This is a genomic window from Dactylosporangium sp. CA-092794 (assembly GCF_050948465.1).
Taxonomy (GTDB): Bacteria; Actinomycetota; Actinomycetes; order Mycobacteriales; family Micromonosporaceae; genus Dactylosporangium.
Genome location: NZ_CP192044.1, coordinates 8,361,838 through 8,381,541 on the forward strand (window position 1 = coordinate 8,361,838; position 19,704 = coordinate 8,381,541).

Consider the following 19,704-nt stretch of genomic DNA (forward strand, 5'->3'; position numbering starts at 1 on the left):
CCGCATGGATCAGCGCGGCCGGCGCCGCGAAGCCGGCCAGATCCCCTGCTTGCCGGGCGCGAATACGCCCTGCGGGTCGACGGCGTCCTTGAGCCTCTCGACGAAGCGCAGGTAGGCGTGGTCGTTGAAGGAGAACTGGTCGGCGGCGACGTCCATCACACTGAGGTGCGCCCGGTAGTTGCCGTACCCGAGCTTGCCCGCCTCGGTGACCAGCCGCTGCATCGTGTCGTAGACCAGACGGGCCTGCTCCTCGTCGTCGAAGCCGAAGTTGGCGCCGCTGACGTAGACCGCGCTGCGCTCCGAGACCGCCATGATGGCGCTCTTGAAATCCAGCCCCGCCGCCTCGACCATCGGCCGGAAGGTACGCAGGAACCGCAGCAGCTCGGCGCCGTCCAGCGCAATGACCGGGGCGAAATCCATGTGCCCGCCCCGGGCTCCGGCCCGCCAGCCCGCCATCATCTGCAGGTCGAGGCTCGGGACACCGGCGGCCACCCGGTCCGAGGGGTGCTCGAGCTCGCGGGCGCCGGCCGGCGTGGTCCGCTTCCCGGTCACCGTCGCGCCGGGGATCGCGCCGAACGCCTGCTGGATCTTCGCGTACCGGTGGTCGACCACCGGCCCGTCGCCCCACAGCGAGATCCGAGCGATCCAGCGCCCGATCCCCAACTCCCGGCCGATCCGGTCGAGGACCGCTTCGGGCATGGGGCCGTCACCGTCGTACCAGTCGGACCGCTGCGTCACCATGGCTGCGGCGCTCGGGGTGTTGTACATGCAGGGAACGCCCGCGATCGTGCCGTCCAGCAGCAGCCGGCGCAGCGTGTCGGCGAGCGGCACGATGTCCTCCTCACGCGGCACGGTGACCGTTACCGGCATGATGACCTCGGGCTGCGGCTGGAGCCAGATCCCCATCTTGGTGACGATGCCGAAGTTCGACTGCATGAACAGCTGATCCAGCGAGGGCCCCAGGCCGCGGCGGTAGAGGTTCCAGGTGCGGCTGCCGGGCACCCCGCCCATCCCCGTACGCAGGACCTCGCCGTCCGCGGTGACCACCTCGAGCCCGCACGGCGCCATGAAGTCCTGCCCGTATTTGAGATAGGTGATGCCGTGTTCGAGAGAGTTGCCGACCAGGCTGCCCCAGCCGATGTCCGGGACCGACAGCGTCAGCGGGTGGCCGCCGTCGCGCAGCGCGCCGTCCAGCTGCAGGAAACTGACGCCGGGCTCGACCAGGGCGTAGCAGAGCTCGTCCTCGATCTCGAGGATCCGGTTCATCCGGCGCAGGTTGACGGTCACCGAGCCGGACAGCCGCGGCCCGGCCCCGCCGTACCCGTTGTTGCGTCCTTGGCTGTTGGTCCACAGCGGAACCGACCACTGCGCCGCGACCCGCACGATCTCCTGGATCTGCTCCACGGTCTCGGGCTGGACCACCGCCGAGGGCAGGTGGTCCTCCCAGCCCTCCGGCTGGAACGGGTCGCGGAACTCCCCCATCCGCTCGCCGCGCAGGACGTGCTCCGGTCCGACGACGTCCTCGAACCGTGCGATCGCCTTCTCCAGCGTCATATTTCTCCTTGTCCGATTTCGTGGCCTGAGCAGAGCTTCATTTGATGGCCAATGCGTTCGCGGGTGAGCCGATGCCGCCCGGAACGTGCAGCGGGGCGCTGGTCACGAACATCTCCCATCGGTTGTCCGCGCGGCAGTCGTCCACCAGGCCGGCGAGCCACCACAGCTCGCCGAGGGCCAGCCCCAGCTGGCCGATGAGCATCCGGTGCATGGCGCCGAACGGAGCCGCCGCCGCGGAGAAGTCGGCGGGAAACGCCTCGACGGCCAGGTTGTCGGAGGCCACCGCCGAAAAGCCGTGGTCCCAGAGGTAGCGGCAGATGCTTTCGTTGTGGGCCAGCCCGGGCGACGTCAGCTCCATCGCGGTCCGCCCGTCCACCGTCAGCTCACCGAAGGCGGCGGCGAACCCGGTGTGCAGGAGCAGGATGTCGCCGGACCGGTACTCCAGCCCGGACCGCTCCCGGGCGGCCTCGAGGTCCTCGACGGTGAAGTGCTCCGGCGCGAACGGCTCGAGGACGAGGCCGCGGTCGGCCCACAACCCCTGCATGTCGAGCAGGACCCCGCGACCGGCGATGCCCCGCCGGGCCCAGTGCTCGATCGTGTTGCGCCGCCCGGAGCGGACGTCGTCCTCGGTCGCTCCGCCGAACCACTGCCCGGCGGCGTATCCCACGTGTCCGAGGGAGTCCCACTGGCTGGATCCTTGCAGGGCGAAGCGGTCGAGCACGTCGTCGAAGAACAGCGTCCCCTCCGGGTGGACCACGTCGTGCCGCACCAGGGTCCGGCCCCACTGCTGGTGACCGAAGGCGTCGATCGGCGCGTTGAGCGAGAACACCTTGCCGTCCCGGACCAGGCCGGCCGCGGCCGCGACGGTCCGGGCTGTCTGGAGCGCTATCGACCCCAGGTCGCGCGCGGCATCGCCCTCGGCGGGCCATCCGCTGCGGCCACCGCCCGTGGCCGGCGGCAGCGCGTCGTATTTGACACGGCCGGTTCCCGCGGCGGGCCCGTTCACGCGGCGCCCGCCATGGCCTGCCGCGCCCGCTTCCCGCGCGGCGCCCGCTGAAAATGCCACCCGAGCAGGGCGTGCTCGACCAGCAACAACGCGACACTCAATCCGTAGCCGACGATGCCGATGAGAATCGTCCCGCCCCACGTGTCGGCGACCCGGAAGCTGGTGCCGCTCTGCAGGATGAAGTTGCCGAGCCCGACGGGTGATCCGTAGATCTCGCTGACGACCATGAGGACGATGGCGATCTGCAGGGCGACCCGGATGCCGGCGAAGATCTGCGGCGAGGCACCGGGCAGCGTCACCCGGAAAAGCTTGAGCCACCAAGGGATCCGGTAACTGCTGGAGATCTCGTTCACGGCCGGGTTGATGCCGGCGACTCCGCTGATCGTGTTCAACAGGATCGGCCAGACCGACCCCAGGGCGATGAGCACGATCTTCGGGGTCGAACCGAGGCCGAAGGACAGGATGAACACCGGGACGAACGCGATGGTCGGCGTCGCGCGGATGTAGTCGAGCAATGGACCGGTGGCGCGCCGCAGACCGTCGGACTCACCGATCAGCAGGCCCGCGATCACCCCGGCGACGGTGGCGATCGCCAGGCCGGCGACGGTGTTCTTGATGCTGAACCACAGGTCTGCCTTGAGCTCCCCGTGCGCCAGGCCGTCCCACAACGCCGTCAGCATGTCCTTCAAGGGCGGGAAGCCGAACGAGGTGTTGCCGGCGGACGAGAGCCACCACACGACGACCACGAGGACCGGCAGCCACAGCTGGACCAGCGCACCGCGCCACCGCATCAGGCACCTCCTCTCGCCGGCGGGCGCCACCGCAGGAGCCGACGCTCCAGGCGCTCCGACACGCTGTTGATCGTCCAGCCGACGAAGCCCGCGGCGACGATGTACGCGAAGGCGCGCGGTGAGTTGCCGTTCTGCTGGGAGGCCGCGATGGTGTGGCCCATTCCGGGCAGCGTGCTCAGCAGCTCGGTCCCTAGGGCGACCAGCACGGACGTGGTGGCGGCGAACCGCACGCCGGTCATGATCGAGGGGGTCGCGCTGGGCAGCACCACCTTGCGGAAACGCAGCAACCGGGGGATGCGGAAGCTGTGCGCGGTCTCCTGGATGGTCGGCGGCACGTCCCGGGCGCCGTACTGCGCCTGCAGGAAGATCGGGAAGACGCAGGCGATGAAGACGACGGTAATCTTCATTTCCGGCTTGGCCCCCATGACCAGCAGGAACACGGGCAGCAGCGCGATCACGGGGAACGATCGCAGGATGTCCACCAGCAGGCGGCTCGACCGCTCGGCCGCGGCGAAGGTGCCGGTGACGAGGCCCAGGGGGATGCCGGCCACCGCCGCGAGCAGCAGACCGGCGACCGCGCCGCGCAGAGTCTCGCCGACATCCGTCCAGAAGCCGCGCGTCGCGAAGGCTTCCCTGAGCGAATCCGCGACCTGTGCCGGTGTCGGCAGCGCATCCCGGCTGATCCAGCCGCTCGCGCAGACGGCGGCCCACAGCGCGATCGCCACCACCACCGCCAGCACCTGCCGGAGGCGGATGTTCAGCCCGCCCCCGAGGCGCCCGGCAACCGCGGTCGCGGTCGCTGTCGCTGTCGTCGAGGTCATCGCGTTTTCCTCGTCACTTGATGTCGCCCGTCGGGGCATCGCTCCAGATCAGCGACGACAGATCGGGCGCTTTCTCGGCGATCCCGAAGGTCTGCATCTTGGTCACGAGAATGCCCATCGTGTCCTTGTCGATCTCGGCGTAGAAGGTCTGAATGGTCCGATTCTTGATGTAATCCGCCGACAACTGCGTGTACTTGGTGTCGATATCGCGCACGGCTTCCGGATTCTTGTTCGCGTAGTCGATGCCCTTCGAGACCGCGTCGACGAACTTCTTCGCGGTGTCGGCGTTCTTCTTCAGCCAGTCGGTGCCGGCGAAGAGCACCGCCTGCGGGAAGCCGGGCAGGGTGTTCATGCCCTGACCGATGATCCGGTCTCCGGCATTGCGGGCGGCGTCGAGGAAGGTCGAGAAGATGTACGCCCCGTCCACCTGACCTTTGTTCAGGGAATCGACAATCGAGTTCAGCGGCAGGGCGACGTAATGGATCGTCTTGGGGTCGACGCCGGCCTGCTCGGCGAGGTAGTCGCAGATCAGTTCGACGCTGCCCTTGAGGTTGGGCAGGGCGATCGTCTTGCCACCGATGTCGGCGAAAGACTTGATCGGGCTGTCCTTCGCCACGGCCAGCCCGTCCGACGGCTCGGTGGTCGTGGTCGACGACTGCAGGCCGGCGACCATCTGGATGCCGAGGCCGGCCGCGACGGCCTTGGTGACCTGGACGCTGTCCGCCATGGCGAACTGGGCCTCGGCCCGCAGAACGGAGGGCGCGTTCTGGGACTGGTCGGAGGCGCCGGCCTTGATCTCGACCTCCAGGCCGTTGGCCTTGAAGTAGCCCTGATCCTGCGCGATGTAGAGGGGCTCGAAGGTGGAACCCGCGGAGCGCAGCACCGTGATTTTCGTCAGGCCACCGGACGAATCGGCGCTGTTGCTGCCGCTGCTCGCATCCCCGCAGGCGGCGAGGGACAGGGCGGCGACGACGGCAAGTCCGAGAATGCCAGCCCTCCGCCGACTCACGAGAACGTTGACCTGCATCTTTCGTTCCTTCCGGAGGACGGTTTGTGACGACAGTCTCACCACATGGCGCAACGTACTGTCGACAGATTCGCCGTGTCAAGCACATCGTGCTGGCCCTTTAACAGGCTTGTCGATGTCTGGACACAAAAGTGTGGACACTTGGCCGGACTCGACTTAGGCTCCTCCAAGGTGCCATCGAGTAGGGAGACGACGTGACCGAACCACCCCAAGCATGGGCACACCGGACAGGCAAGGTCTCGTTGCAGCCCCTGCGACCGGCCGACTGGAGCCCGGAAGCGCTCGCGGCCCGCGCCCAGATCGCCGAGGCCTTCTACCGGTTCGGCATGGGCCACGACGAGCACCGCGCCGATGTCGCCGCCTCGTGCTTCACCGAGGACGTCGTGTACGAGGTCGCGCTCGGTTCGGCCGAGCCGATCACCTCGTGGCACGGCCGCGGCGAGGTCGAGAAGGGCCTCTCCGCCGTGGCGGGCGAGCTGCCGGGCCAGCGCCGCCACCTCGTCTCCAACATCGTCGTCGAGGAGCTCGACCTCGTCGCGGGAACGGCGAACGCGCTCGCGTACGGCCAGGTATCGGTCGCGGCGGACGGCCTCTTCCTGGGAGCGAGCGTCATCTACACCGCCAGAGCACGCCGCGAGCCGGACGGCTGCTGGCGATTCGACTACTTCTTCATCGGCATGGACCACTTCACCGGAACACGCCCCGACCTGGAGACGAAGCCATGACACTCGTCGTCGACGATCTGCACCTGACCTACGGCTCGGGTGCGGCTGCTCACGAGGTTCTCGGCGGGGTCAGCCTGACCGTGGCAGCCGGGGAGCTGGTCTGCATCGTCGGACCGTCGGGCGCGGGCAAGACCACCCTCCTGCGCTGCCTCTCGGGCCTGTTACGGTCCACCGCCGGAAGCGTGACGGTCGACGGGCGGGTGGTCACCAAGCCCCTGCCCGAGATCGCGGTGGTATTCCAGGACTACCGCGGCTCACTCATGCCCTGGATGACCGTCGAGGACAACGTCGCCTTCCCCCTCCAAGGCGCGGGCGTCAAGAAAGCCGAACGCCGCACCCGCGCCCGGCAAAGCCTGCACGCCGTCGGCCTGCCCGACGTCACCCACAAGTACCCATGGCAACTCTCCGGCGGCATGCAGCAACGCGTCGCCATCGCCCGCGCCATCGCCTACCGATCCCCCATCCTGCTGATGGACGAACCCTTCGGCTCCGTCGACGCCCAAGCCCGCTTCGACCTCGAAGACCTCACCCTCCAGCTCCGCCACGAACTCGGCATCACCGTCGTCATCGTCACCCACGACATCGACGAAGCCGTCTACCTCTCCGACCGCGTCATCGTCATGGCCGGCCGACCCACCCACGTCGTCGACGACCTCACCATCGACCTCGGCACCAACCGCAACCAAATCACCACCCGCGCCCACCCCCGCTTCGCCGAACTCCGCACACGCGTACTCGAAGAGATCCGCGGAGACCGCCGTGCGGATGGGCAGTCGACCGTGGACACCGACGACAGGAGACAGGCGTGGCACGCATACCCGAGGCCGACGGATCCGGAGAAGTCGCCGAACGCATCCGGGCCCGGCGTCCGGACGGCCTTCTCCGCCCCATAGACCGGATGCTGCTGCACTCACCGGTGGTGGCCGACGGCTGGAACTCCCTGCTCGGGACGCTGCGGGGCGGAGCGGGTCTGCCGGCGGACCTGCGGGAGCTGGCGGTCCTGCGGATCGCGGTGCTCAACGACGCCGGGTACGAGTGGGACTCCCACGAGGCTGATGCCGCCGCGGCCGGGCTCACCGCCGGCCAGATGGCGGCGCTGCGCGACGACGAGGTGGACATCTCCGCGTTCACCCCGCTCCAGGCGGCCGTCCTGCGGCTGATCGACACCATGACGCGCAGCGTTCGCGTGCCCGACGAGGTCTTCGCCGACATCGCCGCCCTGCTCGATGCCGCGGCGCTGGTCGAGCTGGTCGTCGTCGTCGCGGCCTACAACATGGTCTCCCGCCTCGTCGTCGCCCTCGAGGTCACCGCGGCTGGGGCAGCGCGATGACCGGCCGCCTGGCCGGCAAGGTCGCCATCGTCACGGGGGCCGGCAGCGTGGGCCCCGGCTGGGGCAACGGACGGGCGACGGCCGTCTTCTTCGCCCGCGAGGGCGCCCGCGTCGTCCTGGTCGACCGCGACGCGGCCGCGCTGGACGTGACCGCGGAGCAGGTCCGCGAGGTCGGTGGTACGCCAACCGTCCTGCTCGCGGACGTGACGGATCCGGCGGCGGCGGAGCGGTTCGTCGCGGCCTGCGTCGAGGAGTACGGCAAGCTCGACATCCTCGTCAACAACGTCGGCGGGTCGCGGGCGGGCGGGGTGGCGGAGTTGAGTCTCGACGACTGGAACGCACAGGTGGAGATCAACCTGACCAGCGTCTTCCTCGGCTGCAAGGCGGCCGTCCCGGTCATGCGCGCGGGCGGCGGCGGTTCGATCGTGAACATCTCCTCCGCCTCGGGCCTGCGCTACACGGGCGCCGCACAGGTCGCGTACGCGTCGGCGAAGGCCGCGATCATCCAGCTATCGCGGGTGACGGCGGTGCAGTACGCGCCGGACGGTGTGCGGGTGAACACCGTCGTCCCCGGCCAGCTGCACACACCGATGGTGGCAGCGCGCCTGGCGGGACAGCGCGCCGGCGGTGACGTCGAGCTCCTGCTGCGGCAACGCCAGGCGAGGATTCCGCTCGGTTTCATGGGCGACGGCCGCGACACCGCGCACGCCGCGCTCTTCCTCGCCAGCGACGAGTCGCGCTTCATCACCGGCACGGAGATCGTCGTCGACGGCGGGATGACAGCGCGCTGTGACTGAGACGGCCTTCATCCCCTCCCCCGGCAACCCGGGACCACACCCCCGGCCCAGCAAGCCGAGCCTCGTGCTGCCGCCCGGCGCCACGGACGCCCACTGCCACGTCTTCGGTCCGGCCGACCGCTACCCCTACGCGCCCGACCGGGCGTTCACGCCCGTGGACGCGCCGCACGAGGAGGTGGCGGACCGGCAACGCTTCCTGGGCTTCCAGCGCGCGGTGATCGTGCAGTCCTCGGGGTACCGCAGCGACCACCGGCTGCTGCTGGATGCCCTGGCCGCCGATCCGGCCAGCCGCCGCGGGGTCGCGATCCTCCGCGCGGACACCGGCGCCGCCGAGATCCGGCGGCTCGACGCGGCCGGTGTCCGCGGCGCCCGGCTGCACTTCGTGAACCACCTCGGGCCGGATCCCCAGCCCGAGCACACCCGGCGGATCGTGCACAAGCTGGCCGATGTCGGCTGGCACGCCGAGATCCATGTCCAGGACGACGGGATTGTCCGGCACGCGGCCCTGATCGGTGACATCCCGGCACCGGTCGTCATCGACCACATGGCCCGGATGGACCTGCGGGAGGGCCTCGACGGGCCGCCGGCACGGGCGCTGATGTCGCTGCTGGACCGCGGAAACGTCTGGGTGAAGCTCAGCGGCGTGGACAGGTTGTCGCGCACGGGCCCGCCCTACGCCGACGCGGTGGCTCTCGCCGCGTCGCTCGTCTGCCGCTTCCCGGAGCGTGTCCTGTGGGGTACGGACTATCCCCACGTGAACATCACCGGAGCCGCGCCCGACGACGGCCTGCTCGTCGACCTGATCGCGCAGATGGCTCCGACCGAGGCCGCCCGGGAGCGGCTGCTCGTACGCAACCCGGCCGAGCTGTTCGGCTTCGAACGTTGAGGGAGACCTGCTATGGCTGACCGGCTCAAGGGCAAGGTGGCACTCGTGACCGGCATCGGCGCCGGCATCGGACAGGGCGTCGCGCTGCGGTTCGCCGCCGAGGGCGCGACGGTGATCGGCTGCGACATCGATCCCGCCAGCGCCCAGCGGACCGTGGATGCCGCCGCGGAGGCGGGCACGCCGATCGAGTCCGTCCACCCGGTCGACCTCACGAACCGCGCGGACGTCCGCCGCTGGGTCGCGGTCGCCCGGGAACGTCACGGCCTCGCACACGTGCTGGTCAATGCGGCCGCCATCCCGCCGCACATGGCCCCCGTCGACGAGATGGACTTCGACACGCAGTGGCGGCCGACCATCGCCGGCGAGGTCGACCTGGTGTTCCACGCCTGCCAGGAGGCCTGGCCCCTGCTCCAGGCGGCGCAAGGGGCGTCGGTCATCAACTTCGCCTCGGTCAACGCCAGCCGCGGTAGCCGGCACCTCAGCATGCTCGCGCACTGCGCCGGCAAGGGCGCCGTGCTCTCGATGACCAAGCAGCTCGCCGTCGAGGGCGGTCCGGACGGCATCCGCGCGAACACCATCGCCCCCGGACTGGTGCGGACGCACGCCACCGCGCTCGCCGGCCTGCCCGGCGGCCCGGCCGGCGAGATCGTCAAGGCCCGGACCCTCGTGGGCCGGCTCGGCGTACCCGACGACATCGCCTGGTGCGCCGTCTATCTCGCCTCGGACGAGGCCACCTGGGTCACCGGCGCCAACTTCGCCGTCGACGGCGGCGTCATGGCCGCCTGAGCTCAAGGAGCAGAGAATGACGCAATCCGCGGACCGCAAGCCCGAGGTCTTCACCGACGATGAGCGGGCCGGATTCCGGGCCGACATCGCCGCGATGCGCCGGCCGGGAGCGTACGAGCCCGGCCGGTGGTCGGTGAGCCCGCTGAACCGTGATCGGGACGTCGTCGGCGCGGTTCCCGCCACCATCGCGCTGCGCGATGTCACTATGAGGTCGCTTGAAAGCCTCCCGGGCGTCGTCACGACGGCCGAGGCCAAGCGCTCGTTCCTGCGCGCTCTGGTCGCCTCCGGCATCCCCGAGATCGTGGTCGCGAACGTGCGCAACCGCCCGGTCGAGGAGGCCCGCCGCGACGTGGCGGAGATCCGCGGCCTGAACCCGAACTGCCGGATCACCTGCCCCATGGTCTTCCGGACGCCCGACCTGGAAGCGGCGGCCGCGGCCGGCTTCGACGCGGTCCAGATCTGGCTCCCGCCGTGGGGTCCGGCCTCCACCATGTACGAGCCCCACTTGTTCGCGGCCACCTGGAACGGCCAGGACTGGCGGACCCTCGGCCAGCCCACCGACCGCGCGGGCTACCTGCGGCGGGCGCTCGACCTGATCACGACCGCCAAGGACCTCGGCCTCGCGGTCACGGTGCCGATGCTCATGGTGTCCTACCTCGACGACGCGCGGCACATCGAGTCCGTCGAGGCGCTGGCCAAGGCGGGCGCGGACGAGATCGCGCTCTTCGACGGCCCCGGGGCGATGACACCGGAGGCCATGGCCGAGCTGGTCCGCCGCACGCGCGCCCTCGCCCCGGACGCCCGGATCGGGCTGCACCCCCACAACACCTTCGGCCTCGCCGTCGCCGTCGCCGTGGCCGCCGCCCGCGCGGGCGCCGACGTCGTGGAGGTCTCGGTCAACGGCTACTGCGGCGGGCCGGGCAACGCCGACCTCGCCACGACCGTCGCGGCATTCGAGGCCGCCTACGGGGTGTCGACGGGCATCGACCCTGGAACGCTCACGCACCTGTCCCGGGCAGCGGAGGAGATGACGGGGTACCGGCGCGCCTACAACCAGCCCGTCACCGGCGAGAAGGTCTACAACTGGGGCGGGATGGACTTCATGACCCAGGAGTTCGACGTCGACACGCTGCTGCACAACTGCATCTCCCCGGAATGGGTGGGCGCGGCCCTGCGCATCCCGCTCACGGAGATGAGCGGCCCGTTCACCTCGTGGGACAAGCTCATGGAGCTGGGCTTCACGCCGACGCACGACGGCGTCGACGCCTTCCGCGCCCGAGCCCAGGAGTCGATGGCCCGGCGCGGCCGGCTGCTGACCGACGACGAACTCGCCGCGGTCGCCCGGGAGTGCGGGCTCTGACGGGACGGGATCAGCGCACGCCGTCCCAGGCCGCCGCGGTCGCCTCGATCGTCGCCAGGACGTCGGCGTCCGAGCCGCCCATTGCCGCCGGCTGGAGCACCATCTCGTCGATCCCCCGCCGCTGCAGTTCCCGGGCGCGGGCGGCCAGCTTCTGGGCCGCCTCCTCGGGCGTGCCGATCACCGCGAGCTCGTGCGCCAGCGCCTCGGGCACGAGCTCGCCGAGCGCGTTCCAGTCCGGACGCTCGTTGTGGGCGGGAGCCGCCTCCTGCAGCTTGGTCACGTCCGCCTCCCACCGGGTGCCGCTGGCGACCCGGGACAGGCCGGGCACGGAGAGGTAGAGGGCGAGCCTCGTTCGTGCCTCCCGCAGGGCCCGGCCCGCATCGGGATCGATGCTGGTGACGCACCAGGCGGCCACGGCCGGCGTACCCCCGGAACTCGCGATGGCCGGCAGGGCGACCTCGTCGAGGTAGGGCGGGAACGCCCCGAGCGGGTGCAGGGCGATGCCGTGCGCCACGCGGCCCATCACGCGCAGCGACGTGGGCGACATGCCGGAGCCGTAGACCCGGATGGCCTCACGGCGCTGCGGAGGAACGGCGCTGCCGAACGTCTGCAGCGCCGCGGAGTAGAACTCGCCCCGGAAGTCGATGCCGTCGGTGGCGACCAGGGCCTGCCGGACGAGCGTGAGGTACTCCCCCAACCTGGCGGCCGGGCGGTCGAACTCGACGCCCAATGCGGAACGGAAATCCGCCGGACCGGACCCGATGCCGAGCGTGAGACGCCCGCCGGTGAGCTCGTTGGCCTCGATCGCGGCGGCGGCCGCCGCGAGCGGATGACGGGTAAAGGCATAGGCGATCCCCGTGCCCACACCGATCCGCTCGGTGCGCCCGGCGACCTCCACCGCGCGCATCAGCGCGTCACGACCAGGTGTCTCCGTCACCCAGGCCCGGTCCAGGCCGCGCCGCTCCACGAAACGGGCGGCGTCGGCGAGCACCGCGAAGGAGCGGACCGAGAAGACGATCGAGTGCTTCATCCGTGGATCTCCTTGGGGCGCAACGGTTTTCCGAGCGGAACGACGGGCGGAGCGGGCACGAGCGTTGCCTGGATCGCACCGAGGGAACCGGCCTCCAGGCGGACGACGTCCCCCGCTCGCAGCCACGGGTACTCCTCGGGCGAGTGCCGGGCGGCGAGGTCGGCGATGCACCCGGTCCCGACCGTGCCGCTGCCGATCACATCGCCGGGCCGGACCTCGGTGCCGCGCGACGCGTAGGCGATCATCTGGCCGAAGGTCCAGAAGAGCTCGCTGAGCCGGCCGCCGGAGTAGGGGCGACCGTTGACGGAGGCGGTCATCCGCAGGTCCGGGGTGCGGCCGCCGGGGTCCAGCGGAAGCTCGTCGGGGGTGACGAAGTACGGGCCGAAGGACGTTGCCCAGTCCTTGCCCTTGACCGGCCCGAGCCCGATCCCGCGCTCGCGGCGCTGCAGGTCACGGGCACTCCAGTCGGACATGAGCAGGTAGCCGGCGATACACGCCGTCCCCTGCTCCGGTGTCAGGTCACGGCCCGCGGCTCCGATCACCGCGGCGATCTCCAGCTCGAAGTCGAGCTCGGCGCCGCCCGGCGCGCAGGGCACGTCGTCCGTCGGGCCGAGCACCGCCGCCGGGTTGGTGAAGTAGAACGCCGGGAACTCGTACCAGGCCGGGTCAAGGGTGGCGCCACGGGCGGCGAGGATCGGCAGCAGGTGCTCCTCGAACGCCATGAAGTCGCGGATCGACGGTGGCACCGGGATGGGTGCCTCGAGGCGGAGCGTGTCGAGCCGGCGCCGGGCCGCGGGGGCCGATCGGGCCCGTGCGGCCGCCTCGGCCAGGCGTGTCCCGTCGTCACCGAGCAGTTCCAGCAGGCCGGTGTGGTCCGCGGACTCGAGGACCTCCTCGCCCTCGACCAGGCCGAGACGGCGGGTTCCGTCGTCGGGCGAGCGGTACGCGGTCCAGCGCATGTGATGCCTCTCAGGAGTTCGTCGCGGATGTCCGGGCCAGCAGGCGGCGGGCGTTGTCGCGCAGGAGGCCCCCGGTGAGGCCGTCGACCGCGCCGGCGAGGGCGCCGGGATCCTCGACGCCCATGTCGAACGGGTAGTCGGTGCCGATCACCACGCGGTCGGCGCCCACCACGTCGATCAGGGCCCGGGCGACCTGTGGCGAGTGCACCACCAGGTCGAACCACATCCGGCGCAGGTAGTGCCGGGGCGGATGCCGCATCGTGTGGCTGTCCGGGCGGACCCGGTACGCGTGCTCGCTGCGCCCGAGGTAGGTCGGCAGGTATCCGCCGCCGTGCGCCAGGCAGAACCGCAGGTGCGGGAACCGGTCGAGGACGCCGCCAAAGATGAGGTGGGACAGCGCGATGGCCGTCTCGACGGGCTGACCGACCACGTTGTTGAGGTAGGCCGGGGCCAGCCGTCCGGTCAGTTGCGGGCAGCTTAGGGGATGCACGAACAGGACCGCCTGCCGCCGCTGCGCCACCTCCCACAGGACGTCGAAGGCCGGATCCGAGAGATCCCGGCCGGCGGCCTGGGTAGAGATCTGGGCGCCGGCGAAGCCCCGGCGGTCCAGCACCGTGTCGAGCTGCCGGGCGGCGAGGACCGGATGCTGCAGCGCGATCGCACCCAGGGCCAGGAAGCGGTCCGGGCGCCGGGCGACCAGCGCCGCGAGGTCGTCGTTGACGGCGTCGATGAGCACGGACGCCTCCTGCTCGCCCGCCCAGTGGCAGTACTGGCCGGGGTTGACGGAAACGACCTGAAGCTCGACACCGGCGGCGTCCATCGCGGCGAGCCGGGCATCGACGTCGGACAGCAGGACGTCCCACTCCGGCTGGACGCGGGCCATGTGCGCCGCCGTGTGCGGGTCGCGGTAGCGCTCCGCCGAGGCGGTGAGCTGAGCGGCGTACCCGGGCATCCGCGCCGCGAGCCGGGTGGCCTCGGGCGACGACGCGTGGGCATGCAGGTCGATCACCGGAGGCCTCGAGTGGAGGCGACCACCGGGGTCCGTTGCGTCCCGAGCCCGGTGATGCTGCCGGTCATCACGTCGCCGGGGCGCAGGTACCGGCCGTGGTGGGCGCCGTTGCCGGCGGGCGACCCGGTCAGCAGCACGTCCCCGGCGCGCAGCTGCGCGCACGCCGAGGTGTGCTCGATCAGTCGGGGAATGTCGAAGATCATGTCGCACACGGCCTCGTTCTGCATCGTCTCGCCGTTGAGCCGGAGCGTGATGGTCAGCGCCGACGGGTCGGGCACGTATCGGGCCGGGACGACGATCGGCCCGAGCGGCAGGAACGTCGGCGCTCCTTTGCAGGCCAGCCAGTCCGCCCCGCGCGAGCTGTCGCCGGTCGGGTAGATCCGGTCGCGCATGGTGATGTCGTTGGCGATCGTATAGCCGGCGACGTGGTCCCACGCCGACTCGCGCGGCACGAGATAGCCGTCGCGGCCCAGCACCACCGCCAGTTCCAGCTCCCAGTCGGCTTCCTCGGTGATCGGCGGGATCTCGACGGCTCCGAAGGCGCCGTTCAGGCTGCTGACCTGACCGGCGAAGACCGTCGGTGTCCCGGATGCGGCCCGCTGGTCCATCAGCGCGGTGGCGAACACCCGGCGCTCCGCCGGGCTCGCGTTCGCGTGTTCCGGCCGGGGCGAGGCGACCATCAGGTCGATCACGTGCTTGCGGTAGTTGGCCGCGGCCTGGAAGATCTGCGGCGCCGCGAGCGGGGCGAGCACCTGGTCGGCGCGGGGCGTCACCGCCGCCGCGGCGGTCGCGCCGCCGGCAAGCCATCGTTCGACCCGATCGCACACGGCGTCCCACCCGGGCAGCAGGTCGGCCACCGCGCCGGCGTCGTCCACGATCGCGCGCAGCGGGTAGATGCCGCTGCCGGCGACGGCGGCCAGCTCGGGTCCGTCGCCGAGGTCGAGGCGGGCGAACCCGAAGCCGATCTTCGGCAGGTTGTCCCATACCGCCTCAGCCACGGCGCCCTCCGGCCGCCTCGGCGGTGTCGTCCCAGAATTGGGCGTACCGCTCGAGCATCGCGGTGAACCGTTGCAGATCCTCGGTACCGAAGATCTCCCGCGACGCCGTCTCCAGCGCCGCCACCCGGCGGCGGGCCACCTCGGCGACGGCCCGGCCCTCGGCGGTCAGCGACACCGGGCGCACCCGCGCGCTGTGATGCGAGGCCGGCCGCGAGACCAGACCGCGCTGCTCGAGCTTGTCCAGCGGCGCGCTGAGCGCCTGCCGGCTGACCAGGCAGCGGCGCGCCAGCTCGGCCGCGCCCACCTCGCCGAGCTCGTAGAGGCTCTCGATGATCAGGCCCTGCGTGCCGTTGAGGTCGACATCGGCCAGTGCCGCGCCCACCGCCTCGGACGTGCTGACACGGATCCGGTGCATCAGATAGATCAGGCGGTCCACCACGAGCCGGTCGGGCACCACGCCGGTTGTCTCGGTCACTGAACCTTTGTACGACCGTCAACTAGTTTACGTCAACTACTTGACAGTCGGCATCTCGCGAGTCACCTTCAGCAGGGAAGAGAGGTGACCGCATGACCGACCTGATCACCGGCGCCCAGCCGCCCACCTTCACGCCACGGATCCTGCCTCCGGCGGCGCCGCTCGGGCCCGAACGGCCGTCCGAGACGGCGGCCCGAGCGCACCTGAGCGGCCTGCGGCACGTAGCGCTGGCCGTGCCCGACCTGCACCGGACCGTCGCGTTCTACGAGGGCATCTGGGGCCTCTACCGGATCGCGGACGACCGCGGCGTGGTGTTCCTCGGCTCGGTCGGCAGCCCCGAGCCGTTCGTGATCCGGCTCCGGCAGGCGACCGACAAGCGGATCGACGTCGTCGCCTTCGCCGCCAAGAGCCGCCGGTCCGTGGACACGCTGTTCGAAGAGCTCGCGACCGCCGGCGTCAAGATGGTGCGCTCGCCGGGCCCGCTCGACACCCCCGGCGGCGGCTACGGCATGCGGTTCTTCGACATCGACGGCCGCCTCATCGAGGTCTCCGCCGACGTCGCACCCAAGCCGTTCCGCGACCTCGAGGAAGGCGAGTCGATCCCGCGCAAGCTCAGCCACGTCGTGCTCAACAGCACCGACGTCCGCCGGACCATCGCGTGGTACCAGAGACATCTGGCCTTCCGGCTGTCCGACTGGCTCACCGAGCGGATGGCCTTCCTGCGCCTGTCCTCCGACCACCACTGCCTCTCGATCGCCCAGCGCGACAAGGTGACGCTGAACCACATCTCGTTCGAGATGCGCGGCCTGGACGAATACATGCGCGGCACCGGCCGGCTGCTGCGCCACGGCCACGCCGCGCTGTGGGGACCGGGCCGGCACAGCGCCGGGGACAACACCTTCTCCTACTTCGCCGACCCGTTCGGCAACGTCGTGGAGTACACGACCGAGCTGGAGTGCATCGCCGACGAGGACGCGTGGACGCCGCGGATCTGGCCCGCGACGCCGGACTACGCCGACCAGTGGGGCACCGCCGGTGGGCTGGAGGACCTGTTCGCGCTGGACGCGGCGACCAGTGAGGACTCCGGCCTGTGGGTCCCGGCCCCGATTTAGGAGCGCCTTTCCATGAGCACATCGATCGCCGACGCGCGGACCGTCGAGGTGGCCCCCGGCGTCCACGCCTACCTCCAGCCCGATGGTGGCTGGTTCATCAACAACTGCGGATTCCTGGTCGGGGACGACGGCGTGGTGCTGGTCGACTCGGCGGCGACCGAGGCCCGCACGACGGCGCTGCGCCGGGCGATCGCGGCCGTGACGCCGTTGCCCGTCCGGGTTCTGGTGAACACGCACTGGCACACCGATCACACCAACGGCAACTCGCAGTTCGAGGGCGCGGTCGTCGTCACCCACGACGCGGCCCGCGCACCGATGCTCGAGCTCGTTCCCACCAGACCCGATCCGCACGGCCCGTTCCCTGCCGTCGCGTGGGGCCGGCTCGGCAGGACTCGTCCGGATCTCACGGTCACCGATTCGCTCACGCTCTGGGCGGGAGATCTGCGGTGTGAGGTACGCGGCGTCGGCGGCCCGGCGCACACCGTCGGCGATCTGGTGGCCTGGATTCCCGAGCACGGCGTGCTGTTCGCCGGAGATCTCGCGTTCAACGGCCAGGCCCCGCTGATGTCGGCGGGCTCGATCTCCGGGTCGCTGCGGGTCCTCGCCGAACTGCGTGACCTGGGGCCGGCCGTCGTGGTGCCCGGCCACGGCGAGCTCTGCGGTCCCGAGGTGTTTCAGACCGAGATCGATTACCTGACGTTCGTGCTGGAGTGTGCCGAGCGGGGCCGCAAGGACGGGCGCACCCCGCTGGAAACCGCGCGTTCGCTCGGGCCGCACCCGTTCGACCACCTCGCCGATGCCGAACGCATCGTCGCGAACCTGCACCGGGCGTACGCCGAACTCGACGGCGCCTTGCCCGGCGCCGAGATCGACCTGACCGCGACCCGGCTCGACATGATGGCCCTCAACGGCGGAAAGGCCCTGACATGCCACGCCTGAACCGCAACGCCCTCGTCGTCGGTGCCGGGATCGGCGGCCTCTCCGCCGCCCTCACGCTCGCCACCAACGGCTGGAAGGTCGACGTCGCCGAGATCAAGGAGGAGAACTTCACCGTCGGCGTCGGCATCAACCACCCCGCCAACGCGTTGCGCGCCCTCCAGCGGCTCGGCGTCTATGACGAGGTCGCCGCGGCGGGCTACCACTACCAGGGCATCCGGCGCTTCGGGGCCGGCGGCCGGCTCATCGAGGAATTCCGGCCCACGGATCCGCCGGACGTACCCTTCCAGATCTCGATGACCCGGGCCGACCTGCACGCCATCCTCACCAAGGCCGTCACCGACCGCGGCGTGAAACTCCGCCTCGCAACCACCTGGACCGACTTCACCGACGGGCCGGACGGCGTCACGGTCGAGCTCAGCGACGGCTCCCGCAACCGGTACGACATCATGGTCGGCGCCGACGGCATCCGCTCCCCCCTGCGCACCCGGCTGTTCCCCGGCAACGACCCCGTCGCGACGGGGTACGCCTGCTGGCGGCTCGCGGTGCGCCGGCAGCCGGACATGGTGCTCAGTGAGTACTGGAACAGCGGCCAGGCCAAGGCGACCGTGCTGCACCTCAACGCCGAGACGATGTACCTGCTGGTCGTCGAGGCCGGTTCGTGGTCGCACATCCCCGAGCGCTCCGCGATGTCGCGGATGCTCGTGGACCGGTTGCGGCCGATGGGCGGGCTGATCGCCTACGTCCGCGACACCATCCGCCCGGACAGCGACATCCACTGGGCCGTGCTGGAGGAGGTCTTCCTGCCCAGCCCCTGGTTCAAGGGGCACGTGGTGCTGATCGGTGACGCCGCCCACGCGGTGACACCGCACCTGGCCCAGGGCGCCGGGATGGCGATGGAGGACGCCATCGTGCTCGCCGAAACCCTCGACGGCGCTGAGGTTCCGCAGGCTCTGGAGACGTTCATGGCCCGCCGCTACGAGCGCGTGAAGTACGTGCAGGACCAGGCCCACGCCATCCTGGTCAACGAGATGGAACCGGATCCCCAGGCCAAGGCCGCCTTCGCCGCCGCCCTGGGTGCCCGCCAGCAGGAGATCACCGCTCGGCTGAGCGTGCCCGCGTGACCGGCATCGACTTCGTCTCCGGGCCGGCGGTCCGCCAGACGCTCGACTGGTCCGCGTGCGTCGAGGCCCTCGCCATCGTGTACGGCCCCGGGGCCGAGGACTCCGCCCTGCCGCCGCGCGCCGTCGCGTCCACGCCGGCCGGCAACTGGATGCGCGTGCTGCCCGCGCTGCCCGGCGTCGGCGATCACTTCGGGTTGAAGGTGATGGGCGGCCGCCGAGGCTCCTCGCCGACGGCTCAATACCTGATCGTGTTGTTCGACAAGGCATCCGGCGCCATCGTCGCGTTCGTCGACGCACACTCGATCACCGGAGTACGGACCGCCGCGACCTCCGCGCTCGCGGCCCTGCACCTCGCCTCGCGGGGGCCATTGCGCCTGGGCGTTCTCGGCAGCGGCCTGGAGGCCCGGATGCACACCAGGGCGCTGGTATCGGTCCTCGACATCGCCGAGGTGACGGTGTTCAGCACCACCGAGGCGCGGCGGCACGCCTTCGCGGAGGAGCTCAGCGCCGAACTGGGCGTGCCGGTCCGGGCCGCGCCGACCAACACCGAGGCGGTACGCGAGGCCGAGCTGGTCGTCGCTGCCGCCCGTTCCCACGACGAACAGCCGATCGTCTCGGCCGCCGACCTGAAGCACTGCCGCACGCTGGTGTCGATCGGCTCGACCGTGCCGTCGCAGCGCGAGATCGACGCCGACCTCATCGACCGGGCCGACCTGATCGTGTGCGACGTCCCCGGCGAGGCGACCGCCGAGGCCGGGGACTTCCTCGCCGCGGCCGCGGCCGGGATCGACTTCACGTCCAAGGTTCACTCGCTGTCCGACCTGGTGACCGGCCGCATCGGCGGTGCGGCGGACTTCGCCCTGTTCAAGTCCGTCGGCAGCGGCCTGCAGGACATCGCCATCGCCTCGCTCGCCCTCTCGCGGGCCCGCGCCGCCGGACTCACCACACCGCTTCCCGTCGCCTTCGAAGGCATCTAAG

Annotated in this window: 21 protein-coding genes; 11 read left to right on the top strand and 10 right to left on the bottom strand. The window is 71.0% G+C overall.

Annotation, left to right across the window (positions count from 1 at the left end; translation table 11 throughout):
• Positions 1-9: 9 nt before the first annotated feature.
• From ACQPXD_RS35825 to ACQPXD_RS35845, 5 genes are read right to left on the bottom strand one after another with little or no spacing between them, the layout of a single operon-like run.
• Positions 10-1,554 (bottom strand): FAD-binding oxidoreductase, encoded by a 1,545-nt coding sequence (locus ACQPXD_RS35825; protein ID WP_432825892.1) that lies wholly within the window; start codon positions 1,552-1,554, stop codon positions 10-12.
• 37 nt (positions 1,555-1,591) lie between these two features.
• Positions 1,592-2,560, bottom strand: a complete 969-nt coding sequence (locus ACQPXD_RS35830) for a cyclase family protein (protein ID WP_432825894.1) — start codon at positions 2,558-2,560, stop codon at positions 1,592-1,594.
• The gene (locus ACQPXD_RS35835; protein ID WP_432825896.1) at positions 2,557-3,351 is read right to left on the bottom strand and encodes an ABC transporter permease; all 795 of its coding nucleotides are present in this window, start codon (positions 3,349-3,351) and stop codon (positions 2,557-2,559) included. Before ACQPXD_RS35835 ends, ACQPXD_RS35830 begins: the two co-directional genes overlap by 4 nt.
• Positions 3,351-4,172 carry an ABC transporter permease gene (locus tag ACQPXD_RS35840; RefSeq protein ID WP_432825898.1) on the bottom strand — a complete coding sequence of 274 codons (822 nt, stop codon included), beginning with the start codon at positions 4,170-4,172 and terminating at the stop codon, positions 3,351-3,353. The genes ACQPXD_RS35835 and ACQPXD_RS35840 overlap by 1 nt, the downstream gene beginning before the upstream one ends.
• A 13-nt stretch (positions 4,173-4,185) precedes the next feature.
• Positions 4,186-5,199: an ABC transporter substrate-binding protein gene (locus tag ACQPXD_RS35845; RefSeq protein WP_432825900.1), complete on the bottom strand. Its 1,014-nt coding sequence runs from the start codon at positions 5,197-5,199 to the stop codon at positions 4,186-4,188.
• Between the two features lie 194 nt (positions 5,200-5,393).
• On the opposite strand from ACQPXD_RS35845, the gene ACQPXD_RS35850 reads away from it, so the two are divergent.
• The 7 genes from ACQPXD_RS35850 to ACQPXD_RS35880 are packed head-to-tail and all read left to right on the top strand — an operon-like array spanning position 5,394 to position 11,083.
• Positions 5,394-5,924: a nuclear transport factor 2 family protein gene (locus tag ACQPXD_RS35850; protein ID WP_432825902.1), complete on the top strand. Its 531-nt coding sequence runs from the start codon at positions 5,394-5,396 to the stop codon at positions 5,922-5,924.
• Positions 5,921-6,817 carry an ABC transporter ATP-binding protein gene (locus ACQPXD_RS35855; protein WP_432825904.1) on the top strand — a complete coding sequence of 299 codons (897 nt, stop codon included), beginning with the start codon at positions 5,921-5,923 and terminating at the stop codon, positions 6,815-6,817. The genes ACQPXD_RS35850 and ACQPXD_RS35855 overlap by 4 nt, the downstream gene beginning before the upstream one ends.
• A gap of 5 nt (positions 6,818-6,822) precedes the next feature.
• Positions 6,823-7,254, top strand: a complete 432-nt coding sequence (locus ACQPXD_RS35860) for a carboxymuconolactone decarboxylase family protein (RefSeq protein WP_432825906.1) — start codon at positions 6,823-6,825, stop codon at positions 7,252-7,254.
• Complete coding sequence (locus ACQPXD_RS35865) at positions 7,251-8,051, top strand: SDR family NAD(P)-dependent oxidoreductase (protein ID WP_432825908.1); 801 nt, start codon at positions 7,251-7,253, stop codon at positions 8,049-8,051. The genes ACQPXD_RS35860 and ACQPXD_RS35865 overlap by 4 nt, the downstream gene beginning before the upstream one ends.
• A complete protein-coding gene (locus ACQPXD_RS35870) occupies positions 8,044-8,937 on the top strand; it encodes an amidohydrolase family protein (RefSeq protein ID WP_432825910.1) in 894 nt (297 codons plus the stop codon). The genes ACQPXD_RS35865 and ACQPXD_RS35870 overlap by 8 nt, the downstream gene beginning before the upstream one ends.
• A gap of 12 nt (positions 8,938-8,949) precedes the next feature.
• A complete protein-coding gene (locus ACQPXD_RS35875) occupies positions 8,950-9,723 on the top strand; it encodes an SDR family NAD(P)-dependent oxidoreductase (protein ID WP_432825912.1) in 774 nt (257 codons plus the stop codon).
• 16 nt (positions 9,724-9,739) lie between these two features.
• On the top strand, positions 9,740-11,083 hold the full coding sequence (locus ACQPXD_RS35880) for a hypothetical protein (protein ID WP_432825914.1): 1,344 nt from the start codon (positions 9,740-9,742) through the stop codon (positions 11,081-11,083).
• Positions 11,084-11,093: 10 nt separating this feature from the next.
• Here ACQPXD_RS35880 and ACQPXD_RS35885 read toward each other — a convergent pair whose 3' ends face one another.
• Genes ACQPXD_RS35885 through ACQPXD_RS35905 form a run of 5 tightly spaced genes read right to left on the bottom strand, consistent with a single transcriptional unit; the run spans position 11,094 to position 15,554 of the window.
• Entirely contained in the window at positions 11,094-12,113 is a 1,020-nt protein-coding gene (locus ACQPXD_RS35885; RefSeq protein WP_432825916.1) for an LLM class flavin-dependent oxidoreductase, read from the bottom strand.
• Positions 12,110-13,072: a fumarylacetoacetate hydrolase family protein gene (locus tag ACQPXD_RS35890; RefSeq protein ID WP_432825918.1), complete on the bottom strand. Its 963-nt coding sequence runs from the start codon at positions 13,070-13,072 to the stop codon at positions 12,110-12,112. Before ACQPXD_RS35890 ends, ACQPXD_RS35885 begins: the two co-directional genes overlap by 4 nt.
• A gap of 10 nt (positions 13,073-13,082) precedes the next feature.
• Complete coding sequence (locus tag ACQPXD_RS35895; protein WP_432825920.1) at positions 13,083-14,081, bottom strand: amidohydrolase family protein; 999 nt, start codon at positions 14,079-14,081, stop codon at positions 13,083-13,085.
• Entirely contained in the window at positions 14,078-15,079 is a 1,002-nt protein-coding gene (locus ACQPXD_RS35900) for a fumarylacetoacetate hydrolase family protein (RefSeq protein ID WP_432825922.1), read from the bottom strand. The genes ACQPXD_RS35895 and ACQPXD_RS35900 overlap by 4 nt, the downstream gene beginning before the upstream one ends.
• Positions 15,072-15,554 carry a MarR family winged helix-turn-helix transcriptional regulator gene (locus ACQPXD_RS35905; RefSeq protein WP_432825924.1) on the bottom strand — a complete coding sequence of 161 codons (483 nt, stop codon included), beginning with the start codon at positions 15,552-15,554 and terminating at the stop codon, positions 15,072-15,074. The genes ACQPXD_RS35900 and ACQPXD_RS35905 overlap by 8 nt, the downstream gene beginning before the upstream one ends.
• 92 nt (positions 15,555-15,646) lie before the next feature.
• Between ACQPXD_RS35905 and ACQPXD_RS35910 the strand changes: the two genes are divergently transcribed.
• The 4 genes from ACQPXD_RS35910 to ACQPXD_RS35925 are packed head-to-tail and all read left to right on the top strand — an operon-like array spanning position 15,647 to position 19,703.
• Complete coding sequence (locus ACQPXD_RS35910) at positions 15,647-16,666, top strand: VOC family protein (protein ID WP_432825926.1); 1,020 nt, start codon at positions 15,647-15,649, stop codon at positions 16,664-16,666.
• Positions 16,667-16,678: 12 nt separating this feature from the next.
• Positions 16,679-17,605: an MBL fold metallo-hydrolase gene (locus tag ACQPXD_RS35915; RefSeq protein WP_432825928.1), complete on the top strand. Its 927-nt coding sequence runs from the start codon at positions 16,679-16,681 to the stop codon at positions 17,603-17,605.
• Positions 17,593-18,726, top strand: coding sequence for an FAD-dependent monooxygenase (locus tag ACQPXD_RS35920; protein WP_432825930.1), 1,134 nt, complete (start codon positions 17,593-17,595; stop codon positions 18,724-18,726). The genes ACQPXD_RS35915 and ACQPXD_RS35920 overlap by 13 nt, the downstream gene beginning before the upstream one ends.
• Positions 18,723-19,703 (top strand): ornithine cyclodeaminase family protein, encoded by a 981-nt coding sequence (locus ACQPXD_RS35925; protein ID WP_432825932.1) that lies wholly within the window; start codon positions 18,723-18,725, stop codon positions 19,701-19,703. Before ACQPXD_RS35920 ends, ACQPXD_RS35925 begins: the two co-directional genes overlap by 4 nt.
• Position 19,704: the final 1 nt, after the last annotated feature.

What these genes read in the sequence shown, in the direction of transcription:
- ACQPXD_RS35825 (WP_432825892.1), bottom strand. Translation starts at nt 1,554, where the DNA reads ATGACGCTGGAGAAGGCGATCGCACGGTTCGAGGACGTCGTCGGACCG.
- ACQPXD_RS35835 (WP_432825896.1), bottom strand. Translation starts at nt 3,351, where the DNA reads ATGCGGTGGCGCGGTGCGCTGGTCCAGCTGTGGCTGCCGGTCCTCGTG.
- ACQPXD_RS35840 (WP_432825898.1), bottom strand. Translation starts at nt 4,172, where the DNA reads ATGACCTCGACGACAGCGACAGCGACCGCGACCGCGGTTGCCGGGCGC.
- ACQPXD_RS35845 (WP_432825900.1), bottom strand. Translation starts at nt 5,199, where the DNA reads ATGCAGGTCAACGTTCTCGTGAGTCGGCGGAGGGCTGGCATTCTCGGA.
- ACQPXD_RS35855 (WP_432825904.1), top strand. Translation starts at nt 5,921, where the DNA reads ATGACACTCGTCGTCGACGATCTGCACCTGACCTACGGCTCGGGTGCG.
- ACQPXD_RS35860 (WP_432825906.1), top strand. Translation starts at nt 6,823, where the DNA reads ATGCTGCTGCACTCACCGGTGGTGGCCGACGGCTGGAACTCCCTGCTC.
- ACQPXD_RS35865 (WP_432825908.1), top strand. Translation starts at nt 7,251, where the DNA reads ATGACCGGCCGCCTGGCCGGCAAGGTCGCCATCGTCACGGGGGCCGGC.
- ACQPXD_RS35875 (WP_432825912.1), top strand. Translation starts at nt 8,950, where the DNA reads ATGGCTGACCGGCTCAAGGGCAAGGTGGCACTCGTGACCGGCATCGGC.
- ACQPXD_RS35880 (WP_432825914.1), top strand. Translation starts at nt 9,740, where the DNA reads ATGACGCAATCCGCGGACCGCAAGCCCGAGGTCTTCACCGACGATGAG.
- ACQPXD_RS35885 (WP_432825916.1), bottom strand. Translation starts at nt 12,113, where the DNA reads ATGAAGCACTCGATCGTCTTCTCGGTCCGCTCCTTCGCGGTGCTCGCC.
- ACQPXD_RS35890 (WP_432825918.1), bottom strand. Translation starts at nt 13,072, where the DNA reads ATGCGCTGGACCGCGTACCGCTCGCCCGACGACGGAACCCGCCGTCTC.
- ACQPXD_RS35910 (WP_432825926.1), top strand. Translation starts at nt 15,647, where the DNA reads ATGACCGACCTGATCACCGGCGCCCAGCCGCCCACCTTCACGCCACGG.
- ACQPXD_RS35915 (WP_432825928.1), top strand. Translation starts at nt 16,679, where the DNA reads ATGAGCACATCGATCGCCGACGCGCGGACCGTCGAGGTGGCCCCCGGC.
- ACQPXD_RS35920 (WP_432825930.1), top strand. Translation starts at nt 17,593, where the DNA reads ATGCCACGCCTGAACCGCAACGCCCTCGTCGTCGGTGCCGGGATCGGC.